20 protein-coding genes are annotated in these 25,972 nt (G+C 71.6%); 19 read left to right on the top strand and 1 reads right to left on the bottom strand.

All coding sequences use genetic code 11. The features are described from left to right. Window positions 1-36: 36 nt before the first annotated feature. Window positions 37-1,185, top strand: coding sequence for a sensor histidine kinase (locus tag ACFXGI_RS28970; RefSeq protein WP_384712701.1), 1,149 nt, complete (start codon window positions 37-39; stop codon window positions 1,183-1,185). A gap of 20 nt (window positions 1,186-1,205) precedes the next feature. Here the strand turns inward: ACFXGI_RS28970 and ACFXGI_RS28965 are convergent, their stop codons facing one another. Beyond that, the gene (locus ACFXGI_RS28965) at window positions 1,206-2,255 is read right to left on the bottom strand and encodes a rod shape-determining protein (protein WP_384712698.1); all 1,050 of its coding nucleotides are present in this window, start codon (window positions 2,253-2,255) and stop codon (window positions 1,206-1,208) included. A 117-nt stretch (window positions 2,256-2,372) separates the two neighbouring features. On the opposite strand from ACFXGI_RS28965, the gene ACFXGI_RS28960 reads away from it, so the two are divergent. The 18 genes from ACFXGI_RS28960 to galE all read left to right on the top strand — a co-directional run bounded on the left by ACFXGI_RS28960 (window position 2,373) and on the right by galE (window position 25,939). Next, complete coding sequence (locus ACFXGI_RS28960; protein WP_384712695.1) at window positions 2,373-3,902, top strand: bifunctional folylpolyglutamate synthase/dihydrofolate synthase; 1,530 nt, start codon at window positions 2,373-2,375, stop codon at window positions 3,900-3,902. Window positions 3,903-3,905: 3 nt separating this feature from the next. Next, window positions 3,906-4,262 carry a DUF4233 domain-containing protein gene (locus ACFXGI_RS28955; RefSeq protein ID WP_384712692.1) on the top strand — a complete coding sequence of 119 codons (357 nt, stop codon included), beginning with the start codon at window positions 3,906-3,908 and terminating at the stop codon, window positions 4,260-4,262. Window positions 4,263-4,387: 125 nt separating this feature from the next. Next, entirely contained in the window at window positions 4,388-4,798 is a 411-nt protein-coding gene (ndk, locus tag ACFXGI_RS28950; RefSeq protein ID WP_384712689.1) for a nucleoside-diphosphate kinase, read from the top strand. 296 nt (window positions 4,799-5,094) lie between these two features. After that, window positions 5,095-6,114: a rod shape-determining protein gene (locus tag ACFXGI_RS28945; RefSeq protein ID WP_008738981.1), complete on the top strand. Its 1,020-nt coding sequence runs from the start codon at window positions 5,095-5,097 to the stop codon at window positions 6,112-6,114. Between the two features lie 127 nt (window positions 6,115-6,241). Continuing rightward, entirely contained in the window at window positions 6,242-7,186 is a 945-nt protein-coding gene (mreC, locus tag ACFXGI_RS28940) for a rod shape-determining protein MreC (protein WP_384712686.1), read from the top strand. A gap of 12 nt (window positions 7,187-7,198) precedes the next feature. After that, window positions 7,199-7,903 (top strand): rod shape-determining protein MreD, encoded by a 705-nt coding sequence (gene mreD / locus ACFXGI_RS28935; RefSeq protein ID WP_384712683.1) that lies wholly within the window; start codon window positions 7,199-7,201, stop codon window positions 7,901-7,903. Between the two features lie 13 nt (window positions 7,904-7,916). After that, a complete protein-coding gene (mrdA, locus tag ACFXGI_RS28930; RefSeq protein ID WP_384712680.1) occupies window positions 7,917-10,091 on the top strand; it encodes a penicillin-binding protein 2 in 2,175 nt (724 codons plus the stop codon). Between the two features lie 7 nt (window positions 10,092-10,098). After that, the gene (gene rodA / locus ACFXGI_RS28925; RefSeq protein ID WP_229339745.1) at window positions 10,099-11,298 is read left to right on the top strand and encodes a rod shape-determining protein RodA; all 1,200 of its coding nucleotides are present in this window, start codon (window positions 10,099-10,101) and stop codon (window positions 11,296-11,298) included. Window positions 11,299-11,379: 81 nt separating this feature from the next. After that, complete coding sequence (locus ACFXGI_RS28920; protein WP_384712676.1) at window positions 11,380-12,903, top strand: CHAD domain-containing protein; 1,524 nt, start codon at window positions 11,380-11,382, stop codon at window positions 12,901-12,903. A gap of 80 nt (window positions 12,904-12,983) precedes the next feature. Then, window positions 12,984-14,909 (top strand): TIGR03960 family B12-binding radical SAM protein, encoded by a 1,926-nt coding sequence (locus ACFXGI_RS28915; protein ID WP_384712673.1) that lies wholly within the window; start codon window positions 12,984-12,986, stop codon window positions 14,907-14,909. A gap of 332 nt (window positions 14,910-15,241) precedes the next feature. Beyond that, the gene (locus ACFXGI_RS28910) at window positions 15,242-15,604 is read left to right on the top strand and encodes a hypothetical protein (RefSeq protein WP_384712671.1); all 363 of its coding nucleotides are present in this window, start codon (window positions 15,242-15,244) and stop codon (window positions 15,602-15,604) included. A gap of 128 nt (window positions 15,605-15,732) precedes the next feature. Continuing rightward, the gene (locus ACFXGI_RS28905; protein ID WP_384712732.1) at window positions 15,733-16,512 is read left to right on the top strand and encodes a TIGR03936 family radical SAM-associated protein; all 780 of its coding nucleotides are present in this window, start codon (window positions 15,733-15,735) and stop codon (window positions 16,510-16,512) included. A gap of 235 nt (window positions 16,513-16,747) precedes the next feature. Then, window positions 16,748-20,662, top strand: coding sequence for a ribonuclease E/G (locus ACFXGI_RS28900; RefSeq protein ID WP_384712667.1), 3,915 nt, complete (start codon window positions 16,748-16,750; stop codon window positions 20,660-20,662). A gap of 277 nt (window positions 20,663-20,939) precedes the next feature. Further along, entirely contained in the window at window positions 20,940-21,260 is a 321-nt protein-coding gene (rplU, locus tag ACFXGI_RS28895) for a 50S ribosomal protein L21 (protein WP_008738952.1), read from the top strand. A gap of 13 nt (window positions 21,261-21,273) precedes the next feature. Then, on the top strand, window positions 21,274-21,528 hold the full coding sequence (gene rpmA / locus ACFXGI_RS28890; protein ID WP_030027134.1) for a 50S ribosomal protein L27: 255 nt from the start codon (window positions 21,274-21,276) through the stop codon (window positions 21,526-21,528). Window positions 21,529-21,715: 187 nt separating this feature from the next. Continuing rightward, complete coding sequence (gene obgE / locus ACFXGI_RS28885; protein ID WP_384712662.1) at window positions 21,716-23,161, top strand: GTPase ObgE; 1,446 nt, start codon at window positions 21,716-21,718, stop codon at window positions 23,159-23,161. A 77-nt stretch (window positions 23,162-23,238) separates the two neighbouring features. Further along, window positions 23,239-24,858: a glycosyltransferase family 2 protein gene (locus ACFXGI_RS28880; RefSeq protein WP_384712659.1), complete on the top strand. Its 1,620-nt coding sequence runs from the start codon at window positions 23,239-23,241 to the stop codon at window positions 24,856-24,858. A 79-nt stretch (window positions 24,859-24,937) separates the two neighbouring features. Then, entirely contained in the window at window positions 24,938-25,939 is a 1,002-nt protein-coding gene (gene galE, locus ACFXGI_RS28875) for a UDP-glucose 4-epimerase GalE (RefSeq protein WP_384712656.1), read from the top strand. Window positions 25,940-25,972 lie beyond the last annotated feature (33 nt).

Genomic DNA, 25,972 nt, shown 5'->3' with positions numbered 1-25,972 from the left:
TCCGATACCCCTCGCCGAACACGGATGATGGAAGGCATGTACGTCCCGCCCGTCGCCTCGGCGCTCCACCGGGCCGCGGCCGCCGGCCGCCGGCTCGCCGCGAGCTGGGCCGGATCACCCCGGGCGCTTGACGTGCTCACCGCACTCAGCTGCCTGGGGCTGATGGCGCTGGACCTGCCGGGGCTGGCTGCCGCCGACAACTCGCTCAGCGGTCCGATGGCCGCCGTCGTGCTCGCCGCCGGGTGCTCAAGCCTGGTGGTGCGCCGCCGGGCGCCCTGGGTCTCGTACCTCACCGCGCTGCTCTTCATCGGCTGGCTGCACGAGCTGACGCTGATCCAGTTCGCGCTCTACTCGGTCGGCCGCTACCGGGGGCGGCGGCCTGCCGTCCTGGCCACCCTCGGGTACGTGGCCTTCGCGCTGATCGTCTTCAGCGTCCCGGGCTGGCCCGAACCGCGGGCGCAGACGCTCAGCTCGTTCCTGAGCCTCGTCGTGCCGATCGGGGTGCTCGCCTCGGCCGTCGGCATCGCCGCCTACCGGCACGACCTGGTGGGCGAGCTGACCGCCCGGCGCGCCGAGTCGGCGGTGTTCCAGGCGGTCCAGCAGGAGCGCACCTCGGTGGCCCGCGACGTCCACGACTTCGTCGGCCGCGAGCTGACCCTGCTGACGGTGCGCTCCGAGGTGCTGTCGACGCGGGCGCGCGAGACGGCGCACGCGAAGGACTTCGAGGAGCTGGCCGACACCGCGCGCCGGGCCCACCTCGTGCTCAACGAGATCATCGTGCAGCGCGGGGAGCGGGCCTCGACCCCGGGGGTGGACGGGCTGCCGGCCCTCGCGGAGGAGAGCGGACGGGCCGGTTCGCCCGTACGGCTGGCCCTGGATCCGCAGGTGCACGGGCTGTCGCCGCTGCGCCAGGCCGCGGTCTACCGAGTGGTCCAGGAATGCCTGACCAACGCGGCCAAGCACGCCTGCGGGGAGACCATCGACGTGTCGATCGAGGCGGACGGCCCGCAGCTGCGGATCGCGGTCCGCAACGGTCTGCCCGTCCGGACGCCGGGGCGCGCCCCCGTCTCGGCGGGCTCGGGCACGGCGAGCATGTCCGAGCGCGTGCGCAGCCTGGGCGGATCCCTGACCGCGACGCGCACGGAGGACTCGTACACGGTCGTGGCCACCCTCCCCCGGGCGTAGCCGCACCACCGCCCGCCCCGTCAGGCCTTCGCCGGGACCAGCAGGCTGTTCAGCGTGTCCAGGTCCTCCACGCACCTGCCCGAGCCCAGCGCCACGCAGTCCAGCGGGGCGTCGGCGACGAAGACCGGGATGCCCGTCGCGGAGGCCGTCCGCAGGTCCAGACCCGGCAGCAGCGCCCCGCCGCCGGTCAGCACGATGCCGTGCTCCATCACATCGCCCGACAGCTCGGGCGGGCACTCCTCCAGGGTCGCGCGCACCGCGGCGATGATCGCCTCGACCGGTTCGCCGAGGGCGGCCCGTACGTCCGCGGCCCCCAGCGAGAGCGTCTTCGGCATGCCGCCGACCCGCTCCCGGCCGCGCACCGTGAAGGTCCGCGTCTCCAGTTCCGGCCGGTCGGGCACCGGCCAGGCCGATCCGATGCCGACCTTGACGTCCTCGGCGGTGCGCTCGCCGATGAGCAGCCCGTGCTCCTTGCGCACGTAGTCCATGATCGCGCCGTCCAGCCGGTCCCCGCCGACCCGCAGCGACCGGGAGGTGACGATCCCGCCGAGCGAGATGACGGCGACCTCGGTGGTGCCGCCGCCGATGTCCACCACCATCGAACCGCGCGGCTCGGCCACGGGCAGGCCCGCGCCGATCGCCGCCGCCATCGGCTCCTCGATCAGGTGGACGGCCTTGGCCCCGGCCCGCGTCGAGGCGTGGACGATGGCCCGCCGCTCGACGGGCGTGACCCCGGAGGGCACGCAGATCACCATCCTGGTACGCGGCCGCCGCCCGGGCACGGCCTTGCGGACGAAGTGCCGGAGCATCTCCTCGGCGGCCTCGTAGTCGCAGATCACTCCGTCCTTCAGGGGGCGGATCGCGGTGATGGAGCCGGGGGTGCGGCCGATGGTCTCCTTGGCCTCGGTCCCCACGGCCAGGGCCGTGGTGGTGCCCGCCTTCACGGCCACCACGGACGGCTCATTGAGGACGATGCCGTGCCCCCGGGCGTAGACGAGGGTGTTCGCGGTCCCCAGGTCGATGCCTATGTCGCGGCTGGAAGCGGACTTGTCGGTGCTGGCCTGCGGCATTTGTTCCCCTATCTCCTGTCCGCAAGGCTTGCATAACGATCCGGTCGCAACGGCCGCCGAAGGTCCTGAAACGGCCGGGTAGAAAGTCCCCGGGCCCCCCGTCCGTAGACTGGCCCCGTGAGTGAGCAGCAGCCCGAGAGCAACGGACCCGACGACCGCGACGAGACCTCCGATCTCTTCGAACGGATCGTGGCCGAAGAGTCCGACCGTGACCCCGACCTGGCGGTGATCGAGGCCGGCAGCCGCACCCTGCGCGCCCAGGCCGGACCGCCCCAGGGCGCCCCGGCATCGTCGCAGCCCGTCGACCCGGAGGTGGCGCGGCTGCTCCAGGAGGTGGAGCAGGAGCTTTCCACCCGCTGGGGCGAGACCAAGCTGGAGCCTTCCGCCACGCGCATCGCCGCGCTGATGGACGTCCTGGGCGAACCGCAGCGCGCGTACCCCTCCATCCACGTGACCGGCACCAACGGCAAGACGAGCACGGCCCGCATGATCGAGGCCCTGCTGAACGCCTTCGAGCTGCGCACCGGCCGCTACACCAGCCCGCACGTGCAGTCGGTCACCGAGCGGATCAGCCTCGACGGGGCCCCGATCAGCGCCGAGCGCTTCATCGAGACGTACTACGACATCAAGCCGTACGTGGAGATGGTCGACTCCTCCGAGGAGTTCCGGCTGTCCTTCTTCGAGGTGCTCACCGGCATGGCGTACGCGGCCTTCGCGGACGCCCCGGTCGACGCGGCCGTCGTCGAGGTGGGCATGGGCGGCACCTGGGACGCGACCAACGTGATCGACGGCGCGGTCGCGGTGGTCACCCCGATCAGCCTGGACCACACGGACCGGCTCGGCTCCACGCCCGGCGAGATCGCCCAGGAGAAGGGCGGCGTCATCAAGCAGGACGCCACCGTGATCCTGGCGCAGCAGCCGGTGGACGCGGCGCAGGTGCTGCTGAAGAAGGCCGTCGAGGTCGACGCGACGGTGGCCCGCGAGGGCATGGAGTTCGGCGTCGTCTCGCGCGAGGTGGCGGTCGGCGGGCAGATGCTGACGCTGCGCGGTGTGGGCGGCGAGTACGACGGCATCTTCCTGCCGCTGTACGGGGCCCACATGGCCCACAACGCGGCGGTGGCGCTGGCGGCCGTCGAGGCCTTCTTCGGGGTCGGCGCCGAGCAGTCGCGGGAGCTGGACCTGGAGACCGTGCGCCGGGCCTTCGCCTCGGTGACCTCGCCGGGCCGGATGGAGGTCGTACGGCGCAGCCCGACGGTCGTCCTGGACGCGGCGCACAACCCGGCGGGCGCGCGGGTCACGGCGGAGGCGGTGACCGAGGCCTTCGGCTTCAGCCGGCTGATCGGGGTCATGGCGGCGAGCGAGGGCAAGGACGTCAAGGGGGTCCTGGAGGCCTTCGAGCCGATCTTCGCGGAGATCGTGGTCACGGAGAACTCCAGCCACCGGGCGATGTCCGCGGACGAGCTGGCGGCCGTGGCGGTCGAGGTCTTCGGGCCGGACCGGGTGCAGGTGGAGCCGCGGCTGGACGACGCCCTGGAGGCGGCGATCACCCTCGCGGAGGAAGAGGCCGAGTACGGAGGGGCCGGGGTCCTGGTGACCGGTTCCGTGATCACGGTGGGCGAGGCCCGCCTGCTGCTGAAGAGGGGCTGAGGGATGCGCACGCTGTGTGCTTCGACGCTGATCGGCGAGTTCTTCGTGATCGGTTTCGCCGGGCTGGTCGCCATGAAGAACCCGGATCTGACCCAGGCCACGGTGTGGACGGTCTGCGGGATCGCCATGCTGCTGTCGGTGCTGCTGTGCGGGATGCTGTCGCGCCCGGGCGCGGTCCAGATCGGCTGGGCCCTGCAGATCGGGCTGATCCTGAGCGGGTTCGTCGTCCCGATGATGTTCTTCCTCGGCGCGGCGTTCGCGGGCCTGTGGTGGTGCTCGGTGCACTACGGCACCAAGATCGACGCGATCAAGGCCCGCTGGGCGGCCCAGAGCGAGGCGCAGGGCGAGGCCCAGGCCTGAGGCGGCGCGGCCCCCGGCCGGAGCGGCGGCCCCCGGCCGCCCGGGGCCCGGGGCTCAGCGCAGGGGCTCCGCTGACTCCCTGTAGCCTCGTCGGACCGCACCCGTATGCCGCAAGGAGCCGCAACATGACCCAGCGCACGCTCGTCATCCTCAAGCCCGACGCCGTCCGTCGAGGCCTGATCGGCGAGATCATCGGCCGCATCGAGCGGAAGGCCGGCTGGACCGTTCCCGCTCTGGAGCTGCGCACGCTGGACCAGGAGACCCTGGAGGCCCACTACGGCGAGCACAAGGGCAAGCCCTTCTACGAGCCCCTCATGGGCTTCATGGCGAGCGGCCCGGTCGTGGTCCTCGTGGTGGAAGGGGAACGCGCGATCGAGGGTGTCCGCCAGCTGGCCGGACCCACTGACCCGATCGCCGCGGCGCCCGGCTCCATCCGGGGGGACTTCGGCACCGTCACCCGGGAGAACCTGATCCACGCCTCGGACTCCGAGGAGTCCGCGGAGCGCGAGCTGAAGCTGTTCTTCCCCTCCCTCTGATGAGTCCTTCCTGACGTAACATCAGCCGAATAGCGCTCATGACCTGGGGCGACCGAAGTAATTTCGGTCGCCCTTCGGTATTACCGGGCGCGAGCGGGAACGCATGTGCAGGACACGTCGTCACCACTAAGGGGGCGGGTTTCCGTTCCGGCGGGATTGCCGGAGTCCCGTCGCGCGGTGTTCATGCTTGCGGCACTACGATGGGGCCTCCACCCACACACCCACCTCGCCGACCTGACAGCAGCCGCTATCAACTGGAAGGCCAGACGCTCCTCATGGGGAACAAGGGGAACAACATGTCGTTCATCGGCCGTGACATGGCGATCGACCTCGGGACCGCCAACACGCTGGTGTACGTGAGGGGCCGGGGGATCGTCCTGAACGAGCCGTCCGTGGTCGCCATCAACACGAACACCGGCGGCATTCTGGCGGTCGGCTCCGAGGCGAAGAAGATGATCGGCCGGACGCCCGGCAACATCGTCGCCGTACGGCCCCTCAAGGACGGCGTGATCGCCGACTTCGAGATCACCGAGCGTATGCTCCGGTACTTCATCCTCAAGATCCACAAGCGCCGCTACCTGGCTCGTCCGCGCGTCGTGGTCTGCGTCCCCTCCGGCATCACCGGAGTGGAGCGCCGCGCCGTCATCGAGGCGTCCACGCAGGCCGGCGCCCGCCAGGTGCACATCATCGAAGAGCCCATGGCCGCCGCCATCGGCTCGGGCCTGCCCGTCCACGAGGCCACCGGCAACATGGTCGTGGACATCGGCGGCGGCACCACCGAGGTCGCCGTCATCTCCCTCGGCGGAATCGTCACGGCACAGTCCATCCGGGTGGCCGGCGACGAGCTCGACAACGCGATCATCCAGCACATCAAGAAGGAGTACTCGCTCCTCCTCGGTGAGCGCACGGCCGAGCAGATCAAGATCACCATCGGGTCGGCGTACGACCTCGACAAGGACGAGCACACCGAGATCCGCGGTCGCGACCTCGTCTCCGGCCTGCCCAAGACGGTCGTCATCTCGGCCGCCGAGGTCCGCAAGGCCATCGAGGAGCCGGTCAACGCCATCGTCGACGCGGTCAAGACGACCCTCGACAAGTGCCCGCCCGAGCTCTCCGGCGACATCATGGACCGCGGCATCGTGCTGACCGGCGGCGGCGCCCTGCTGCGCGGCCTCGACGAGCGGCTGCGCCGCGAGACGGGCATGCCGATCCACATCGCCGAGGACCCGCTCGACTCCGTCGCCCTCGGCTCCGGCAAGTGCGTGGAGGAGTTCGAGGCGCTCCAGCAGGTTCTGGACGCCCAGCCCCGGCGCTGACACAGACCCCCGTCCGGGGGCCATGCGGAACACAAGGATCCGCCGTACGGGTGCTGCCGCGCCCGTGCGGCGGATCGTTGATATACAGACCAAAGAATTTCCGATGAGGAAGGCACGGCCGCCGCACGTGAGGGACACACGAGAGAGCCGGCTGCTCCTGGTGCTTCTGATCGCCATCGCGTTCGCATTGATCACGGTGGACATCAGGGCAGGCGAGGAGTCTCCGGTCGACGGCGCCCGGCAGGCCGCCGCAGCAGCCTTCGGCCCGGTCGAGAAGGGCGTCGCGACCGCGGTCGACCCCGTCGCCAACGCGATAGGAGCCGTACGGGACTCCGGCGAGCGGCACAACCGCATCGCCACGCTGGAGCGCGAGAACGCCGCCCTGAAGGCCAAGCTGGGCAGCGACGACCAGACCCGCAGCCGCATCCACGAGCTCGACGAGATGCTCAAGCGGGCCGGCGCCGGACAGTACGGCATCAAGGGCGCCGAGGTCATCGCCGTAGGAGCGGCCCAGGGCTTCTCCTGGACCGTCACCATCGACGCCGGCAGCAAGGACGGCATCGAGCGCGACATGACCGTGCTCAACGGCGAGGGACTCGTCGGCCGGGTCGCCACCGTCGGCCCCGACACCGCCACGGTCGTCCTCGCCAACGACCCCGACTTCACCGTGGGCACCCGCCTGGAGAAGACCGGCGAGCTCGGCTTCGCCACCGGCCAGGGCGACCGCGCGCTGTCCGTCCAGATGCTCAACGGCAAGGCCAAGGTCAACCCCGGCGACCGGCTCGTGACCTTCGGCTCCCGCGGCAACAAGCCGTTCGTGCCCGGCGTCCCGATCGGCGAGGTCGTCAAGGTCGACCCCTCGCGCGGCGACCTGACCCGCACCATCTGGGTCCGCCCGTTCGTCGGCTTCTCGCGCCTGGACATCGTCGGCGTCGTCGTCATGCCGCCGCGCGAGGACCCGCGCGACGCCGTGCTGCCCCCCAAGCCGGAGGTGAAGCCCACCCCGACGGTCACCGTCACGGTCACCCCGTCGCCGTCCGCCACCGGGCCCGCCAAGCCGGCCGACGAGTAGGAGCTGACCCCCATGCGCTTCAACCGGATCCTGCTCTCGGCCACGCTCGTCGTGGTCGCCCTCGTCGTCCAGGTCTCCGTCCTGGGCCGGCTGCAACTGCCCGGCGCCGTACCCGACCTGGTCCTGCTCACCGTCGTCGCCCTCGCCCTCGTGTACGGGCACCTCAGCGGCGCGCTCATCGGCTTCGCCGCCGGACTCCTCGCCGACCTGGCCCCGCCCGCCGACCACGCCGCCGGGCGGTACGCGCTCGTGCTCTGCGTCATCGGGTACGCCGCCGGGCTGGCCCGCCCCGACTCCGGGCGGTTCCGCTCCGCCTGGGGCCCGATGCTGACCGTCGTCGCCGCCGCGATCGGCTCCACCCTGCTCTACGCCGGGGTGGGCGCCCTCGTCGGCGACACGGCCGCCCGCCACGTCGGGCTCACCGGGCTGCTGTTCACCGCGACCCTCTACGACCTGCTGCTCGCCCCGTTCACCGTGCCGTTCATCATGGCGCTGGCCCGGCGCGCCGAGAACGACCCGATGGCCGTGGAGGCGGGCGGCGGCCCGGCCAAGGCCGCCGACGTGTCCTCCGGCTGGCTCGCCGGCGGTACCGGGCTGCGCATCGGCAGCCAGCGCGGCGGCCTGCGGCGGGGGCTCGCGCGCGGCCGTGCCAACAAGGCCGGCCGGATAAAGGGCGTCAAGGCGATCAAGAGTGTGAAGAGCGTCAAGAAGCTGTGAGGGAGGAGCTCCCGTGACCAATGCCCCCGAGACCGGCCGCACGTCCCGCGTGCGGATCAGACTCGTGATCATGCAGGTGCTCGTCCTCTCCTTCCTCTTCACCCTCGGCGGGCGCCTGTGGTACCTCCAGGTCCGCAACGGCGCCGAGTACTACCACGAGGCGAAGAGCAACCACGTCCAGCAGGTCGTCCAGCCGGCCGTCCGCGGCTCGATCCTGGACGCCCGCGGCGTCCCGATCGCAGACAACGAGACCCGCCTGGTCGTCTCCGCGAGCCGCACCGCGCTGATGAAGATGAAGGACAAGGGCAAGGGCGTCCTGACCCGGCTCTCGGGCGTCCTGGACATGAAGCCCCAGGACGTCATGAACAAGGTCCGGGTCTGCGACTCCCAGACCCCCAAACCCTGCTGGAACGGTTCGCCCTACCAGCCGATCCCCGTCACCACCGAGGCCACCACCCAGCAGGCCCTGCAGATCCGCGAGCGCCCCGAGGAGTACCCCGGCATCACGGCCGAGCCCACCGCCGTGCGCCGCTACCCCGCGCCCGGCGGCGCCAACACCGGCCAGGTGCTCGGCTACCTCTCGCCGGTCACCGACGAGGAGATCCAGAAGGCCAAGAACACCAACTCGCCGCTGCTGCGCTCCGACCAGGTCGGCCGCTTTGGCCTGGAGCGGACGTACGACCGGACCCTGCGGGGCAAGTCCGGCGTCACCCGCTACGAGGTCGACAACCTCGGCCGGGTCATGGGCCAGGCCAAGAACGACCCGACGGTCGCCGGCGCCCACCTCGTGACCAGCATCGACGCCCGCGTCCAGGGCGTCGCCGAGTTCGAGCTGAACGCGGCCATGCTCGAGGCCCGCAAGCAGATCGACCGCAACACCGGCGTCCCCTACAAGGCCGACGCCGGAGCCGTGGTCGTCCTGGAGTCCAAGACGGGCCGGGTCGTGGCCATGGCCTCCATGCCCACGTACGACCCGAACGTCTGGGTCGGCGGGATCTCCGGCAAGGACTACGCCAAGCTCACCGCCAAGGAGTCCAACGTCCCGCTGATGAACCGGGCGATCCAGGGCCAGGCCGCCCCGGGCTCCATCTTCAAGGTCATCCCGACCGCGGCCGCGGTCAACGCCGGGTACGACTTCGACGGGGAATACCCCTGCCCGAGCTCCTACGCCATCGGCGGCCAGGTCTTCAAGAACTTCGAGTCCCAGGGCCACGGCAGCATCACCCTCGGCCGGGCCCTCGAAGTCTCCTGCGACACCGTGTTCTACGCCCTCGGCCACCAGCAGTGGATCAAGGACGGCGGACTCCACCCGAAGAAGCCCCCGGCCGAGATCTTCTACAAGACCGCCCACCAGTTCGGCCTGGGCGCCGAGACCCACGTGGACCTGCCGGGCGAGGAGAAGGGCCGGATCCCCGACCGGGAGTGGAAGCAGAAGTTCTGGCAGGCCAACAAGGACATGTGGTGCAAGACCGGGAAGAAGGGCGGCACCTACGTCGAGCTGCTCTCGTACGAGAACTGCCTCGAAGGCAACCTCATGCGCGCCGGTGACGCCATCAACTACTCCATCGGACAGGGCGACACCCTGGTCACCCCGATCCAGATGGCCACCATCTACGCGGCCATCTCCAACGGCGGCACCCTGTGGAACCCGACCATCGGCAAGGCCGTCATCAGCGCCGACGGCAAGCACACCGAGCCGATCCCGCCGCAGGCCCACGGCAAGCTGCCCATGACGGAGGCCACCCGCCGTAAGATCAACGAGGCCCTGGAGGGCGTCGCCACCCGCGGCACCGCCGCCTGGCGCTTCGGCGGCTGGCCGCAGAAGCAGATCCCCATGCACGCCAAGACCGGTACCGCCGAGGTCTACGGCAAGCAGACCACCTCGTGGTTCGCCACGTACACCGAGGACTTCACGATCGTGATGACGATCTCCCAGGGCGGCACCGGTTCGGGTGCCTCCGGACCCGCCGTCCGCAACATCTACAACGCCATCTACGGTCTGAGCATGGCCGGCAAGCAGGACACCGAAAAGGCCTTCCTGCTCAAGCCGGAGGCGAAGCTCCCCACCATCGGGCCCGACGGCACCATCGACGCCCCCGACATCAAGCCGTACGTGCCCCCGTCCCCGGAGGAACCGGCGCCCGCGCTCGCCGGTCCCCCCGCCCCGCCCGCCGCGCGGCAGGACTGAGACCCCGATGCAGACCGCGAACAAGTTCTCCGTATCCCGGTACGCGCCCGAGCGCGGCGCGATGGCCAAGCTGACCTCGCGCGACTCGGTGCTGCGCCGGCTCGACTGGCCGATCCTCCTCTCGGCGCTCGCCCTGTCCTTCATCGGCGCCCTGCTGGTGTGGTCGGCGACCCGCAACCGCACCCAGCTCAACCAGGGCGACCCGTACTACTTCCTGGTCCGGCACGCCCTGAACACCGGCATCGGCCTCGTGCTGATGATCGGCACCGTCTGGCTCGGCCACCGCACCCTGCGCGGCGCCGTGCCGATCCTGTACGGGCTCTCCCTGGTGCTGATCCTCGCCGTGCTCACCCCGCTCGGCGCCACCATCAACGGCGCCCACGCGTGGATCGTGATCGGCGGCGGCTTCTCGCTCCAGCCCTCCGAGTTCGTGAAGATCACGATCATCCTGGTCATGGCCATGCTGCTGGCCACCCGGGTGGACGCGGGCGACCTCACCCACCCCGACCACCGCACCGTGGTCAAGGCGCTGTGCCTGGCCGCCGCGCCGATGGGCATCGTCATGCTGATGCCCGACCTCGGCTCCGTCATGGTCATGGTCGTCATCGTGCTCGGCGTCCTGCTCGCCTCGGGCGCCTCCAACCGCTGGGTGGTCGGGCTGATGGGCTCCGGCGCGGCCGGGGCCATCCTGATCTGGCAGCTCGGCGTGCTCGACGAGTACCAGATCAACCGCTTCGCGGCCTTCGCCAACCCCGACCTCGACCCCGCGGGCGTCGGCTACAACACCAACCAGGCGCGGATCGCGATCGGCTCCGGCGGACTGACCGGCTCCGGGCTCTTCAAGGGCTCGCAGACCACCGGCCAGTTCGTGCCCGAGCAGCAGACCGACTTCGTCTTCACGGTGGCGGGGGAGGAGCTCGGCTTCCTCGGCGCCGGGCTGATCCTGGTCCTGCTCGGCATCATCCTCTGGCGTGCCTGCATGATCGCCCGTGAGACCACCGAGCTGTACGGGACGATCGTGTGCGCCGGGATCATCGCCTGGTTCGCCTTCCAGGCCTTCGAGAACATCGGGATGACCCTCGGGATCATGCCGGTGGCGGGGCTGCCGCTGCCGTTCGTCTCCTACGGAGGCTCGTCCATGTTCGCGGTGTGGGTGGCGGTCGGACTGCTGCAGTCGATCAGGGTGCAACGGCCGATGTCGGCCTAGCGGGGCCGATCTTCGGCCGGTTCCGCCGTCGATTTCCCGTTCACCCTGCCGTGGTGATCCGTTCAGGACTAAGTTCGTTGCATGGCGGACACGAAACGCGAGATCGAGCGCAAATTCGAGTTCACGACGAGCAAGGCCGCGCGCCGCGGAGTCCCGGACCTGACCGGCACGGCCGCGATCGCGGCCGTCGCCGACCAGGGCACCATCGACCTCGACGCGGTCTACTACGACACCCCCGACCAGCGGCTCGCCGCTGACGGCCTCACCCTCCGGCGGCGCACCGGCGGCGCGGACGCCGGCTGGCACCTCAAACTGCCCGTCTCCCCGGGCGTCCGCGACGAGGTCACCGCACCCCTCGGCGGCACCCTCCCGCGCGCCCTCGCCGCCCTCGTCCGCTCCCGCGTCCGCGACAGCGTCCTGGAGCCGCAGGTCCGGCTCCTCTCCTCCCGTCGCGTGACCCACCTCCTCGACGCCGAAGGCGCGCTCCTCGCGGAGCTCTCGACCGATGCCGTCCGCGCCGAGCGGGACGAGGCGGCGGCGGCGTGGACCGAGGTCGAGGTCGAACTCGCCGACGGCGTCGACCCCGCGCTCCTCGACGCCGTCGAGAAGAGGTTCCGCAAAGCCGGGCTCAAGGTCTCCGACGCCCCCTCCAAACTCGCCCGGGCCCTCACCGAGACGGGCACCGAGCCGCCGCCGCGGCCCGGGCCCGCCGCCACCGAGGGCACCGCGGGCGCGCTGGTCCTCTCGTACCTGCGTGAACAGCGCGACGCGCTCGTCGCCCAGGACCCCGCGGTCCGCCGCAACCTGCCGGACTCCGTCCACCAGATGCGGATCGCCTGCCGCCGGACGCGCAGCGCCTTCAAGACGTACCGCAAGGTCCTCGACCGCGGCGTCACCGATCCGATCGGCGAGGAGCTCCGCTGGCTGGCCGCAGAGCTCGGCCTCGACCGCGACCAGGAAGTCCTCTTCGACCGCATCCAGACCCACGTCTCCGAGCTCCCCCGCACCCTCGTGGTCGGACCCGTCCGCGGCCGCCTGCGGACGTGGAACAACGCCCGCCGCTCGGCGACCCGGCGCCGCGCGCTGGCCGCCCTCGACGCCAAGAGGTACGCGGCCCTGCTCGACGCCCTCGACGCACTGCTGGCCGAGCCGCCCCTGCTCCCCGGCGCTGCCAAGCCGGCCGCCCAGGCCCTGCCCAAGGCCGTCCTCAAGGACTACGAACGGCTCGCCACCCGAGTCGCCGGAGCCCTCGACCTGGACCCGGGCGAGGGGCGTGACCTGGCCCTTCACGAGGCCCGCAAGGCCGCCAAGCGCGCCCGCTACGCGGCGGAGGCGGCCACCGCCGAGCTCGGCAAAGCGGCGAAGCAGCTGGCCAAGGCCATGAAATCGGTCCAGAGCCTGCTCGGCGACCACCAGGACAGCGTCGTCGCCCGCGAGGCCCTGCGCGGCCTCGGCGCCCAAGCGGCCGGAGCGGGAGAGTCCGCTTTCACCTGGGGCGTGCTCTACGCCCGCGAGGAGGCCCTGGCCGCACAGGGTGAGCGGGAGCTTCCGGACGTATGGGGGCAAGCCTCGGACCCCGCGCTCCGGGCGGAGCTGGGCGCCTAGGAGGCGATCACGGCGGCAGGGGGCGGCTGCGCCTCGGGTTACGCTTGAGAGTCGCCCCCTGCCAGCTTCACGAAAGTCGCGTGATGTCCGAGTCGGTCTTCCCACAGCTCGAAGCTCTGCTCCCGCATGTGCAGAAGCCCATCCAGTACGTCGGCGGTGAACTCAACTCCACCGTCAAGCCGTGGGATTCGTGTGACGTCCGCTGGGCGCTCATGTACCCGGACGCGTACGAGGTGGGGCTGCCCAACCAGGGCGTCATGATCCTGTACGAGGTGCTGAACGAGCGCGAGGGCGTGCTCGCGGAGCGCACGTACAGCGTGTGGCCGGACCTCGAAGAACTGATGCGCGAGCACAAGGTGCCGCAGTTCACCGTGGACAGCCACCGCCCCGTGGGCGCCTTCGACGTGTTCGGCCTGTCCTTCTCCACGGAGCTGGGCTACACGAACATGCTCACGGCGCTGGACCTGGCGGGCATCCCGCTGGAGGCCAGGAACCGCACGGTCGACCACCCCATCGTCCTCGCGGGCGGCCACGCGGCCTTCAACCCCGAGCCGATCGCGGAGTTCATCGACTGCGCGGTCATCGGCGACGGCGAGCAGGCCGTCCTCGACATGACCGAGATCATCCGCACGTGGAAGGCCGAGGGCCGTCCGGGCGGGCGTGAAGAGGTCCTCTTCCGCCTCGCCAAGACCGGCCAGGTCTACGTGCCGGGCTTCTACGACGTCGACTACCTGCCCGACGGCCGCATCGCGCGCGTCGCGCCGAACAAGTCGGGCGTCCCGTACCGCGTGTCCAAGCACACGGTCATGGACCTCGACGAGTGGCCGTACCCGAAGCAGCCGCTGGTCCCGCTCGCCGAGACCGTCCACGAGCGGATGTCCGTCGAGATCTTCCGAGGCTGCACCCGCGGCTGCCGTTTCTGCCAGGCCGGCATGATCACGCGCCCCGTGCGGGAGCGAAGCATCACCGGCATCGGCGAGATGGTGGAGAAGGGCCTCAAGGCGACGGGCTTCGAGGAAGTCGGCCTCCTCTCCCTGTCCTCCGCGGACCACACCGAGATCGCCGAGATCGCCAAGGGCCTCGCGGACCGCTACACGGACGACAAGGTGGGCCTGTCCCTGCCGTCGACCCGCGTGGACGCGTTCAACGTGGACCTGGCGAACGAGCTGACCCGCAACGGCCGCCGCTCCGGTCTGACCTTCGCCCCCGAGGGCGGCTCCGAGCGCATGCGCAAGGTCATCAACAAGATGGTCTCGGAAGAGGACCTGATTCGGACCGTCGCCACCGCGTACGGCAACGGCTGGCGCCAGGTCAAGCTGTACTTCATGGTCGGCCTGCCCACCGAGACCGACGAGGACGTGCTCCAGATCGGCGACATGGCGGTCAACGTCATCGCCAAGGGCCGCGAGGTCTCCGGCCAGAACGACATCCGCTGCACGGTGTCGATCGGCGGGTTCGTGCCCAAGCCGCACACCCCGTTCCAGTGGGCGCCGCAGCTGTCGGCCGAGGAGACGGATGCCCGTCTCGGCAAGCTCCGCGACAAGCTCCGCGGGGACAAGAAGTACGGCCGCTCGATCGGCTTCCGCTACCACGACGGCAAGCCGGGCATCGTCGAGGGCCTCCTCTCGCGCGGCGACCGCCGCATCGGCGACGTCATCCGCGCCGTGTACGAGTCGGGCGGCCGCTTCGACGGCTGGCGCGAGCACTTCTCGTACGACCGCTGGATGGAGGCCGCGGAGAAGACGCTGCCGGCCTACGGCGTGGACGTGGCCTGGTACACCACGCGTGAGCGCACGTACGAGGAGGTCCTGCCCTGGGACCACCTGGACTCCGGTCTCGACAAGGACTGGCTCTGGGAGGACTGGCAGGACGCCCTCGACGAGACCGAGGTCGACGACTGCCGCTGGACCCCGTGCTTCGACTGCGGCGTCTGCCCCCAGATGGACACCCACATCCAGATCGGCCCCACGGGCAAGAAGCTCCTTCCCCTGTCGGTCGTGAAGTGAGACGTAACCCTTGAGTCACGAGAGGCCCCCACCCGCAACGGGTGGGGGCCTCGCTCGTGTCCTACGGGTATGGAACTCGACAAGCGACCTCCCGGTGACGGCGGCGAAGGATGCCTGGTGGGCGTCGTCCGGGTGCCCGTCAAGATCGTGGCGTTGATCGTCGTACTGCCCGTACGGGTGGTTTGGGATCTGCTCGTCGCGTTCGGGCAGGCCGCTGCGCGGCATGTGCTGGCGCCCCTCTCCGCGTACGTGCTGCAGCCCGTTCTGCGCGGGATCGGCCGGGTGCTGACGGCGCTGCTCAAGCTGGTGTTCGTCTGGCCCTGGGCCGGGGCGTGGCGGTACCGGTGTACCGGCACGTGCTCGTGCCGCTCGGGCAGGTGCTCGTCTGGGCCTGGCACGTCGCCGGGCGGATCGTCCGGGCCCTGTGGCGCGGGGTCCGGCTGGCCGTACGGGTGCTCGTCGGCTGGCCCGCGGCGCAGGTGTACCGGCACGTACTGACACCCTTCGGACATGTCGTACGGGAGGTGTGGCGCTCGGTCCGCACCACCGTCCGCGAGGTCCGGGCCGAAGTGCGAAAGGCGCTGTTCGGGAGCCCCGGCCGGGAACCGGTGAGGTCACAGGCGCGTACTCTGGGTAGTACGACAGCCGTGAGCAACCCGCCGGCCCCCGAGCACTCCCTGCACCAGCAGGGGTGAGCCGAGAGGGCACGGCGTGGCCCGCCGGCTCACAGGACCTCAGGGCGACGCGCGAGCCGCGGAGCCCCGCACAAGGAGAAGAACCACTGGGCAAGCGACAGCCCGAAGGCCCGCCCCCCGCACCGGTGGTGCAGCGCATCCGACTGCGCTACACCAAGCGCGGCCGCCTCCGGTTCACCAGCCACCGAGACTTCCAGCGCGCGTTCGAGCGGGCCCTGCGCCGCGCCGAGGTGCCCATGGCGTACTCGGCGGGCTTCACCCCGCACCCCCGCGTGTCGTACGCGAACGCCGCGCCGACCGGCACCGGCAGCGAGGCCGAGTACCTGGAGATCGCGCTCGCCGAGGCCCGCGACCCCGAGAAGCTCCGCGAACTGCTCGACGAGTCGATGCCGGTCGGACTCGACATCACCGAGGCCGTCGAGGCCCGTACCAGCGGGCTCGCCGACCGGCTGACCGCCTCCGTGTGGGAGCTGCGGCTCGAGGGCGTGGAGGGCGCCGACGCCCAGCGGGCGGTCGAGGCCTTCCTCGCCGCCGAGGCGGTGGAGGTGCAGCGCCGCACCAAGAACGGCCTGCGCACCTTCGACACCCGGGGCGCCGTGGTCAGCCTCGTAACGGTTCCCGCGCCGGCTGATAGGACGCCGGACAATGCCTGTGCGATACTGCGGCTGGTTGTTCGGCATCTGACACCTGCCGTTCGACCCGACGACGTCCTGTCCGGTCTCCAAGCTGTGGCCGACCTGGCGCCGCCGGTCCCCGCAGCGGTGACCAGGCTGGCGCAGGGGCTCTTCGACGAGGAGTCCGGCACGGTGACCGACCCGCTCGCGCCCGACCGCGAGGCTGTCACGGCCGCCCCACCCACGGCCGCCGTAGCAGCCGACGCGAAGGCGCCGGAAGGTCCCGCCGCGTAGGGATCGTCGTCGTCGCGCAGCCCTGGCACTCGGGAGCCACCTGGGTCGGGCCGCGCACTGACCTGAAGACTTCCGCCAGGCCGTACGGACAAGACGTACGGAACCGGCGGCCATGGACTACAGCTCCCGTGTGGCGAACGCGCCCCGGAGGCCGGTTCCGCGCTGATCGGCGCGGAACCGAGCCGGACCGGAAGTCAGCCGCGGCGCCCGGGAGCGTGACGGGAGAACCGCCCGCATGCTCAACAACGAAACCAACAACACCACCGGTGGCGCCGACAGCGGCAGCCCGAGCGACAACCTGCCTCCGCGCAGGCGTCGCCGTGCCGCGTCGCGGCCCGCGGGACCGCCCGGTGGGACGCCTGTCGCCCCCGCCGCGGTGACCGAGGCCGAGACCGCTCCGGCCGCCCCCGCAGCCGAGGAGGCCGCTCCGGCCGCCGCCCCGGCCCGTGCCCGCCGCCGTGCGACCCGTGCCGTCACCGCTCCCGAGACCCTGGCAGCCGCTGCCGAGGCCGTCGAGGCTGCCGCTGCGCCCGCCCCGGTCGTCGAGGAGCCCGCCGCTCCGGCGCCGCGTGCCCGTCGCCGTGCCACCCGTGCCGTCACCGCTCCCGAGGCTCCGGCCGCCGCCGAGGCCGCTCCGGCAGCCGAGGAGGCCGCTCCGGCCGCCCCCGCAGCCGAGGAGGCCGCTCCGGCCGCCGCCCCGGCCCGTGCCCGTCGCCGTGCGACCCGTGCCGTCACCGCCCCCGAGGCTCCGGCCGCTGCCGAGGTGGTCGTCGAGGCCGTCGAGGCTGCCGCTGCGCCCGCCCCGGTCGTCGAGGAGCCCGCCGCTCCGGCGCCGCGTGCCCGTCGCCGTGCGACCCGTGCCGTCACCGCTCCCGAGACCCCGGCAGCCGCTGCCGAGGTCGTCGAGTCCGCCGCCGAGGCGCCCGCGCCGAAGGCCACCGTCACCGTCGCCGACGCCGTGGACTCCCCGAAGCGCGGCGGCCGCCGCCGCGCCACCCGCTCCGCCGCGTCCGCCGCTCCGGCCGCTCCGGCCGCCGCGCCGCAGCCCGCTGCCGAAGAGCCCGCCGCTCCGGCCCGTGGCCGCCGCGCCGTGCGCCCCGCCGTCGCCGTGTTCCAGGCGCCGGTCTTCGCCGAGCCGATGTTCCAGACCCCGGAGACCGCCGCCATGGCCGCAGCGGCCGCCGCCGCGGCCGCCGAGGCGGAAGAGGTCGAGGAAGAGGAAGAGCTCGAAGCCGAGGCCGAGGTCGTCCAGGCCCCCGCCGCCCAGCCGGCCGGCCGTCGCCGTCGCCGTGGCCGCGGTGCGGTCGAGGCCGCCCCGGTCGCCGAGTCCGCGCCGGTCTCCCTGGCCGACGTGGAGCGTGTCGAGGACGAGGCCGAGGCCGCCGAGCTCGACGAAGAGAACGCCGAGTTCGAAGAGGGCGACGAGACGGGCGAGCGCCCTTCCCGCCGCCGCCGTCGCGGTGGCCGTCGCCGCCGCCGCGGTGAGGCCGCCGACCTGGACGAGTCCGCCGAGGACGAGGCCGAAGCCGAGGCCGCCGAGCAGGAGGCCGAAGAGGAAGAGGCCGAGGACGACGAGGAGACCGGCGCCCTGGGCTCCAGCTCCAGCCGTCGTCGTCGTCGCCGTCGCCGCCGCAGCGGTGACTCCGGTGCCGACGGTGAAGCGGGCGAGGACGACGGCGTACGCACCGTCGTCAAGGTCCGCGAGCCGCGCCCGGCCCGCGAGAAGGCCGAGCCGTCCGACGAGGTGCAGTCCATCAAGGGCTCGACCCGTCTGGAGGCGAAGAAGCAGCGGCGCCGCGAGGGCCGCGAGCAGGGCCGCCGCCGCGTCCCGATCATCACCGAGGCCGAGTTCCTGGCCCGCCGCGAGGCCGTCGAGCGCGTCATGGTCGTCCGCCAGGCCGGCGAGCGCACCCAGATCGGCGTCCTCGAGGACAACGTGCTCGTCGAGCACTACGTCAACAAGGAAGAAGCCACCTCGTACGTCGGCAACGTCTACCTGGGCAAGGTCCAGAACGTGCTGCCGTCGATGGAGGCCGCCTTCATCGACATCGGCAAGGGCCGCAACGCCGTCCTGTACGCCGGTGAGGTCAACTTCGAGGCGCTCGGCATGGCCAACGGGCCGCGCCGCATCGAATCCGCCCTCAAGTCCGGCCAGTCGGTCCTGGTGCAGGTCACCAAGGACCCGATCGGCCACAAGGGTGCCCGCCTGACCAGCCAGGTCTCGCTGCCCGGCCGCTACCTGGTCTACGTGCCCGAGGGCTCGATGACCGGCATCAGCCGCAAGCTGCCCGACACCGAGCGCGCCCGCCTGAAGACCATCCTCAAGAAGATCGTCCCCGAGGACGCGGGCGTCATCGTGCGCACCGCCGCCGAGGGCGCGAGCGAGGACGAGCTGCGCCGCGACGTCGAGCGTCTGCAGGCCCAGTGGGAGGACATCCAGAAGAAGTCGAAGCAGATCTCGACCTCTTCGCCGAGCCTGCTGTACGGCGAGCCGGACATGACCGTCCGCGTCGTGCGCGACATCTTCAACGAGGACTTCTCGAAGGTCATCGTCAGCGGTGACACCGCCTGGGAGACCATCCACGGCTACGTGAACCACGTGGCCCCGGACCTGGCCGACCGGCTGTCGCGCTGGACCTCCGAGGTCGACGTCTTCGCGACGTACCGGATCGACGAGCAGCTCGCCAAGGCGCTCGACCGCAAGGTGTGGCTGCCCTCGGGCGGTTCCCTCGTGATCGACAAGACCGAGGCGATGATCGTCATCGACGTCAACACCGGCAAGTTCACCGGTCAGGGCGGCAACCTCGAAGAGACCGTCACCAGGAACAACCTGGAGGCGGCCGAGGAGATCGTGCGCCAGCTGCGCCTGCGCGACCTCGGCGGCATCGTCGTCATCGACTTCATCGACATGGTCCTGGAGTCCAACCGCGACCTGGTCCTGCGGCGGATGCTGGAGTGCCTGGGCCGCGACCGTACGAAGCACCAGGTCGCCGAGGTGACCTCGCTGGGCCTGGTCCAGATGACCCGCAAGCGGGTGGGCCAGGGCCTGCTGGAGTCCTTCTCCGAGACCTGTGTCCACTGCAACGGACGCGGTGTGATCGTGCACATGGAGACGCCGACCGTGGTCGGCGGCGGTGGCAACGGCAAGCGCGCCAAGCGTCGCGGCGGCCGCGGGCACGAGCACGACCACGAGATCGAGGGCGTCGAGACCGTCGAGGTCCTCGAAGCCGAGACCGAGACCGAGGCCGAGGTGGCCGCCGAGCTCGCGGCGCCGGTGGCGCTGCCCGAGCCGGCGTTCGTAGCGGACGAGGAGCTCTACGGCAGCCCGGCGGAGGCGGAGGCCGCGGCCGGCCTGAGCGGCCGCCGCAACCGCCGCCGTGCCACCCGCAAGGCGACCGCCCCGGCGGGTGCCCCGCGCGGTGCGGCCGTCCCGGCGCCGGCCCCCGTGGCCGAGCCGGTCGCCGAGCCCGTCGTCGAGCCGGTCGCCCTGGCCGCCCCGGTGACCGAGCCGGCCGACACGGTGCTGGAGCCGGCCGCCGAGGTCGTCGCGGAGGCCGCCGAGGCCGCCGAGACGGTCGAGACGGTCGAGGCCGCGCCCAAGGGCCGTACCCGTCGCCGGGCCACCCGCAAGGCCACGGCCCCGGCCCCGGTGGCCGAGACCGCAGCCGAGCCGGAGCAGACGCCGGAGCCGGTCGAGGCGGCCGCCCCGGAGCCCGAGGCCGTCGTAGCGGCCCCGGTGGCCGAGGCGCCGGTCGAGGAGGCCCCCGCGGCCGAGGCCGCTCCGGCCCGTCCGCGTCGCCGTGCCACCCGTAAGGCCACCGCACCCGCCGGCTCCCCGGCCGGCGCGGCGGAGGCTGCCGTGGTGGTCGTCGAGACCCCCGCCGCCGAGCCCGAGGCCGCCCCGGCCCCGGCCGAGGAAGCGGAGGCCGTCGAGGCCGAGAAGCCGGCCAAGAAGGCGGTCCGCAAGACGGCCGCCAAGAAGGCCCCGGCGAAGAAGGCCACCGCCGCCAAGAAGGCGACGGCCGCCAAGAAGACCGTCGCGAAGAAGGCGACGGCCAAGAAGACCGTGGCGAAGCGGGCGACGAAGAAGACCGCGGCGGCCGAGCAGCAGTCGCTGCCCTCCGTCTCGGCTCCGGCCGACGAAGCCTGATCCGCCGCACGGCCGTGGGCCCCGCCGGGAGGCGGGGCCCACGGCCTGCACGGGGCCCGGTTTGACCCTCCGGAACCGGCCCCGTAACCTAGACCGTCGGCATGTCCTAGATGATTACGTCTAGTGCGCGTCGCGCTCCTGAGCACCTTCCTCCGCCGGGCATCGCCCGCAGGAGAGGCCGCTCGTCCAATCCGGATCAGTTCGGTCCCCCCGCAAGCGGGGACTGCCTGAGCGGCTGGCTTCAGGAGCACCCGTCCCGAGTGAGAGAGAGATCCGCGTGTACGCCATCGTGCGCAGCGGTGGTCGCCAGCACAAGGTTGCTGTTGGTGACATCGTTGAGGTTGACAAGATTTCCACTGCCAAGGTTGGCGACACGGTCGAGCTCTCGACCCTGCTCGTTGTCGACGGCGACGCCGTGACCAGCGACCCGTGGGTGCTGGCCGGGATCAAGGTCCAGGCCGAGATCGTGGACCACCACAAGGGCGCCAAGATCGACATCCTGCGCTACAAGAACAAGACCGGCTACCGCCGTCGCCAGGGTCACCGCCAGCAGTACACGGCGATCAAGGTCACCGGTATCCCCGCGGCTGCGAAGTAAGAGGGACTGAGACATGGCACACAAGAAGGGCGCATCGTCCACTCGGAACGGGCGCGACTCCAATGCCCAGCGGCTCGGCGTGAAGCGCTTCGGCGGTCAGGTCGTTTCCGCTGGTGAGATCCTCGTCCGCCAGCGCGGCACCCACTTCCACCCGGGTTCGGGTGTCGGTCGTGGTGGCGACGACACGCTGTTCGCGCTGCAGGCCGGTGCCGTGCAGTTCGGCACGCACCGTGGCCGCAAGGTCGTCAACATCGTTCCGGCCGCCTGATCCAGCTCCTGCTGATCAGCGGTACGTAACTTCCCGAGGGCGGATCTCAACTCTTTCCGGCGCAAGCCGGGAAGAGAGGTCCGCCCTCGGCGCGTTGGCACATAGGCACGCTTAGGCGCGCTTAGGCACGTTTAATGGGCAGCAAGGCCTGCCTGGGACATTCCCGTATGTATCTGGAGGAACAACCATGACCACCTTCGTGGACCGCGTCGAGCTGCATGTCGCCGCGGGTAACGGGGGCCACGGCTGCGCCTCCGTTCACCGGGAGAAGTTCAAGCCGCTCGGCGGCCCCGACGGCGGAAACGGCGGCCGTGGCGGCGACGTGATCCTGGTCGTCGAGCAGGCGATCACCACCCTGCTGGACTACCACCACAGCCCCCACCGCAAGGCCACCAACGGCAAGCCCGGCGCGGGCGACAACCGCTCCGGCAAGGACGGCCAGGACCTGGTCCTGCCCGTGCCGGACGGCACCGTCGTCCTCGACAAGGAGGGCAACGTCCTCGCCGACCTCGTCGGCCAGGGCACCACCTACGTGGCCGCCGAGGGCGGTCGCGGCGGCCTCGGCAACGCCGCGCTGTCCTCCGCCCGCCGCAAGGCCCCCGGCTTCGCGCTCCTCGGCGTCCCCGGCACCACGGGCGACGTCGTCCTGGAGCTCAAGACCGTCGCCGACGTGGCCCTCGTCGGCTTCCCGAGCGCCGGCAAGTCCTCGCTGATCTCGGTGCTCTCCTCCGCCAAGCCGAAGATCGCGGACTACCCCTTCACCACCCTCGTCCCGAACCTGGGCGTCGTCACGGCCGGCTCGACCGTCTACACGATCGCCGACGTCCCGGGCCTCATCCCCGGCGCCAGCCAGGGCAAGGGCCTCGGCCTGGAGTTCCTGCGCCACGTCGAGCGCTGCTCGGTGCTGGTGCACGTCCTGGACACCGCCACGCTGGAGTCCGACCGCGACCCGATCGCCGACCTCGACATCATCGAGGAGGAGCTCAAGCTCTACGGTGGCGGTCTGGAGAAGCGCCCGCGCCTCGTCGTCCTGAACAAGGTCGACATCCCCGACGGCCAGGAGCTCGCCGACATGGTCCGCCCGGACCTGGAGGCCCGCGGCTACAAGGTCTTCGAGGTCTCCGCGGTCGCCCGTACGGGCCTCAAGGAGCTCTCGTACTTCCTCGCCGAGGGCATCGCCAAGGCGCGCGCCCGCAAGCCGAAGGAGGAGGCGACCCGTATCGTCATCCGCCCGAAGGCCGTGGACGACGCCGGCTTCACCGTCACGTACGACGAGGTCGAGGATGTCTACAACGTGCGCGGCGAGAAGCCGGAGCGCTGGGTCCGCCAGACCGACTTCAACAACGACGAGGCCGTGGGCTACCTGGCCGACCGCCTCAACCGCCTCGGTGTCGAGGAGGCGCTGAAGAAGGCCGGCGCCCGCGCCGGCGACGGTGTCGCCATCGGCTCCGACGAGAACGCGGTCGTCTTCGACTGGGAGCCGACCATGATGGCCGGCGCCGAGATGCTGGGCCGCCGCGGTGAGGACCACCGCCTGGAGGCCCCGCGTCCGGCCACCACCCGCCGCAAGGAGAAGGAAGCGCAGCGCGGGGACTCGGTGCAGCAGGAGTACGACGAGTTCCGGCCCTTCTGATCTGCCGATTTGCCGTTTTCGTGCCCCGGACGGCGGAGTTGAAGTGATGTTTACCCCGGTCGCCTAGGATCCACTGGGTGAGCAGCACCAACACTCCCAGCGTTTCCGTCGTGGTGATCGCGTACAACGACGCCGTGCTCGTGGGCGAGGCCGTTTCCTCGGCACTCGCCCAGGGCCCGGTCGTCGCCGAGGTGATCGCCGTGAACGACGCCTCGGCCGACGGCACCGCGCGGGTGCTGGACGAGCTGGCCGCCGTCCACCCCCGCGTGAAGGTCGTGCACCGCACGGAGAACAGCGGCGGCTGCGGTACCCCGCGCAACGACGGGATCGCGGTCGCGAGCTCCCCGTACGTCCTCTTCCTCGACAGCGACGACGTGCTGCCCCCGGGGGCCGCGGACGCCCTCGTGCGCGCCGCCGAGGAGCACCGCGCGCCGGTTACCGTCGGCGCGTGCGTACGCCGTGAGCTGCCGCTCCACCATGACGTGCCCTGGATGCCCGGGCTGTACACCGCGGGCGACGTGATCGAGCGGCCCGCCGACCGGCCCGAGCTGGTCCGGGACACCCTCTGCGTCAACAAGCTGTACGAGCGGGCCTTCCTGGACAAGCATGCGATCCGCTTCCCGGACGGCCGGTTCATCTACGAGGACTTCGTCTTCACCGCGCGCGTCCTGGCCGCCGCCCCGCGCATCGCCGTCATCGGTGACCTCGTCTACGTCTGGCACGTGCGCCGCGATGCCGCCCAGGTGTCGATCTCCCTGGACCGCAAGGACGTCGGCAACTGGCGCTCCCGGATCGAGGCCCACCGCACGGCCTGCCGGATCATCACCGACTCCTCCGCGGAGCTCGGCCTCGCCTGCCAGGTGAAGTTCCTGGAGTACGACCTGCGCATGTACCTGCGCGAGCTCGGCAAGGACCCCGGGTACCAGGCCGCCTGGTGGACGCTGACCCGCGACTACGTCGCCGGGTTCGACGAGGCCGCCGTGGAGGCCGCCGGGGCGCACGCCCGCTGGGTCGTGCGGCTGCTTCGGGCCACCGCGACCCCGCCCGCCGACATCGAGCGGCTCACCCGCTTCGCCGCCGAGCCGCCCCGGCTGCTGCCCCCGTACGCGACCGGCCCGGGCGGGCGGCCCGTGTGGAGCGAGGAGCTCCCGGTCGTCCTGGACGGGCTGGCCGCGCTGCCGGTGGCCGGACTGCCCGTCAGCATCGACGCCGAACCGGTCGGCGCGGGCCGGCTCCGGATCCGGGTGCGCGAGCTGTACGGGCGCCTCGCCGAAGCCGGACCGCGCACCGCCCGGCTGAGCTTCGTGCCGCGCGCGGGCGGGCAGCCCGTGCAGGACCGTCCGGTGGAGCTGAGCCCCGCCGCCGACGGCGACGGCTGGACCGCCGAACTGCCGTTCCGGCTCACGGCAGTGGCCGCCGCGGGGCGCCGCCAGGGCCGCCGCGGCATGCAGTCGTGGGGTGTCCAGGTGGGAGTGGAGTTCGCCAACGGGAGCTCCCTGCTCACCTCCCCGCGCCCCCTCGACGGCCTCCTGCGCCGCCGTGCCCTGCCCAGCAGCAGGTACGGTGTTCTGCTGGCGCAGCCGTTCCGTACGGGTGGGGGATCACTGGCCCTGCGGCTCGCGCCGGGTGCCGCGGGCGCGCTGAGCCTCGTACGCAACCGTCTCCACCGGGCCCGGGCAGGCCGCGGATCGGAGTGAAGACAGCCGGCGATCGCAAGGTCGCCCGAGATTTCGGACAGGACTCCGGAACAGCTCCGGGGACCCCAGGGAGATACGCATGACTTTTCTGATCACTGGTGGCGCCGGCTACATCGGCTCCCACGTCGTCCGCGCGATGGTCGCCGCAGGTGAGAGCGTCGTCGTCTACGACGACCTCTCCACGGGCAACGAGGACCGCGTCCCGGAGGGCGTCCCGCTGGTGATCGGCACGGTCCTGGACCGGCTGAACCTGGACGAGACCATCCGGCGCTACAAGATCACCGGTGTGGTGCACCTGGCGGGCAAGAAGCAGGTCGGCGAGTCCGTCGAGAAGCCGCTGTTCTACTACCACGAGAACGTGCAGGGCCTCCAGGTCCTGCTGGGCGCGGTGGCCGCGGCCGGTGTCCGCAACTTCCTGTTCTCCTCCTCCGCCTCCGTGTACGGCATGCCCGACGTGGAGCTCGTCACCGAGGAGACCCCGTGCGCGCCGCTGAGCCCGTACGGCGAGACGAAGCTGGCCGGCGAGTGGCTGGTCCGCGCCGCAGGCAAGGCGCACGGCATCTCCACCGCCTGCCTGCGCTACTTCAACGTGGCGGGCGCGGCCGCCCCCGAGCTCGCGGACACCGGGGTCTTCAACCTGGTGCCGATGGTCTTCGAGCGTTTCGACAAGGGGGAGGGCGCCCGCATCTTCGGCGACGACTACGCGACCCCGGACGGAACCTGCATCCGCGACTACATCCACGTCGAGGACCTCGCCGAGGCCCACGTGGTGGCGGCCCGCAAGCTCGTCGAGTGGGGCGCGACCGGGGACTACAAGGACCTCACCGTCAACATCGGCCGCGGCGAGGGCGTCTCCGTGCGGGAGATGGCGGAGCTGCTGAACGAGGGCACCGGGCACTCATACGAGCCCGTCGTCGTCCCGCGGCGCCCCGGTGACCCGGCGAAGGTCGTGGCCTCGGCCGACAAGATCGCGGCGGAGCTCGGCTGGAAGGCCAAGCACGACGTCCGCGAGATGATCACCTCGGCCTGGGCGGGCTGGGAGGCCAACCGCAAGGGCGAGCTGCCGCACGTCGCGCGCTGAGCCCGTACGCCGCGTCGAACAGCACGAAGCCGC

The sequence above is a fragment of the Streptomyces sp. NPDC059355 genome, from assembly GCF_042752335.1.
Lineage (GTDB): Bacteria > Actinomycetota > Actinomycetes > Streptomycetales > Streptomycetaceae > Streptomyces.
This window is presented reverse-complemented; position numbering and strand designations above follow the sequence as displayed.

Excerpts from the sequence above, each read along its gene's own strand:
- ACFXGI_RS28970 (WP_384712701.1), top strand. The coding sequence starts at position 37 with ATGTACGTCCCGCCCGTCGCCTCGGCGCTCCACCGGGCCGCGGCCGCC.
- ACFXGI_RS28965 (WP_384712698.1), bottom strand. The coding sequence starts at position 2,255 with ATGCCGCAGGCCAGCACCGACAAGTCCGCTTCCAGCCGCGACATAGGC.
- ACFXGI_RS28955 (WP_384712692.1), top strand. The coding sequence starts at position 3,906 with ATGCGCACGCTGTGTGCTTCGACGCTGATCGGCGAGTTCTTCGTGATC.
- ndk (WP_384712689.1), top strand. The coding sequence starts at position 4,388 with ATGACCCAGCGCACGCTCGTCATCCTCAAGCCCGACGCCGTCCGTCGA.
- ACFXGI_RS28945 (WP_008738981.1), top strand. The coding sequence starts at position 5,095 with ATGTCGTTCATCGGCCGTGACATGGCGATCGACCTCGGGACCGCCAAC.
- mreD (WP_384712683.1), top strand. The coding sequence starts at position 7,199 with ATGCGCTTCAACCGGATCCTGCTCTCGGCCACGCTCGTCGTGGTCGCC.
- rodA (WP_229339745.1), top strand. The coding sequence starts at position 10,099 with ATGCAGACCGCGAACAAGTTCTCCGTATCCCGGTACGCGCCCGAGCGC.
- ACFXGI_RS28920 (WP_384712676.1), top strand. The coding sequence starts at position 11,380 with ATGGCGGACACGAAACGCGAGATCGAGCGCAAATTCGAGTTCACGACG.
- ACFXGI_RS28900 (WP_384712667.1), top strand. The coding sequence starts at position 16,748 with ATGCTCAACAACGAAACCAACAACACCACCGGTGGCGCCGACAGCGGC.
- rpmA (WP_030027134.1), top strand. The coding sequence starts at position 21,274 with ATGGCACACAAGAAGGGCGCATCGTCCACTCGGAACGGGCGCGACTCC.
- obgE (WP_384712662.1), top strand. The coding sequence starts at position 21,716 with ATGACCACCTTCGTGGACCGCGTCGAGCTGCATGTCGCCGCGGGTAAC.
- galE (WP_384712656.1), top strand. The coding sequence starts at position 24,938 with ATGACTTTTCTGATCACTGGTGGCGCCGGCTACATCGGCTCCCACGTC.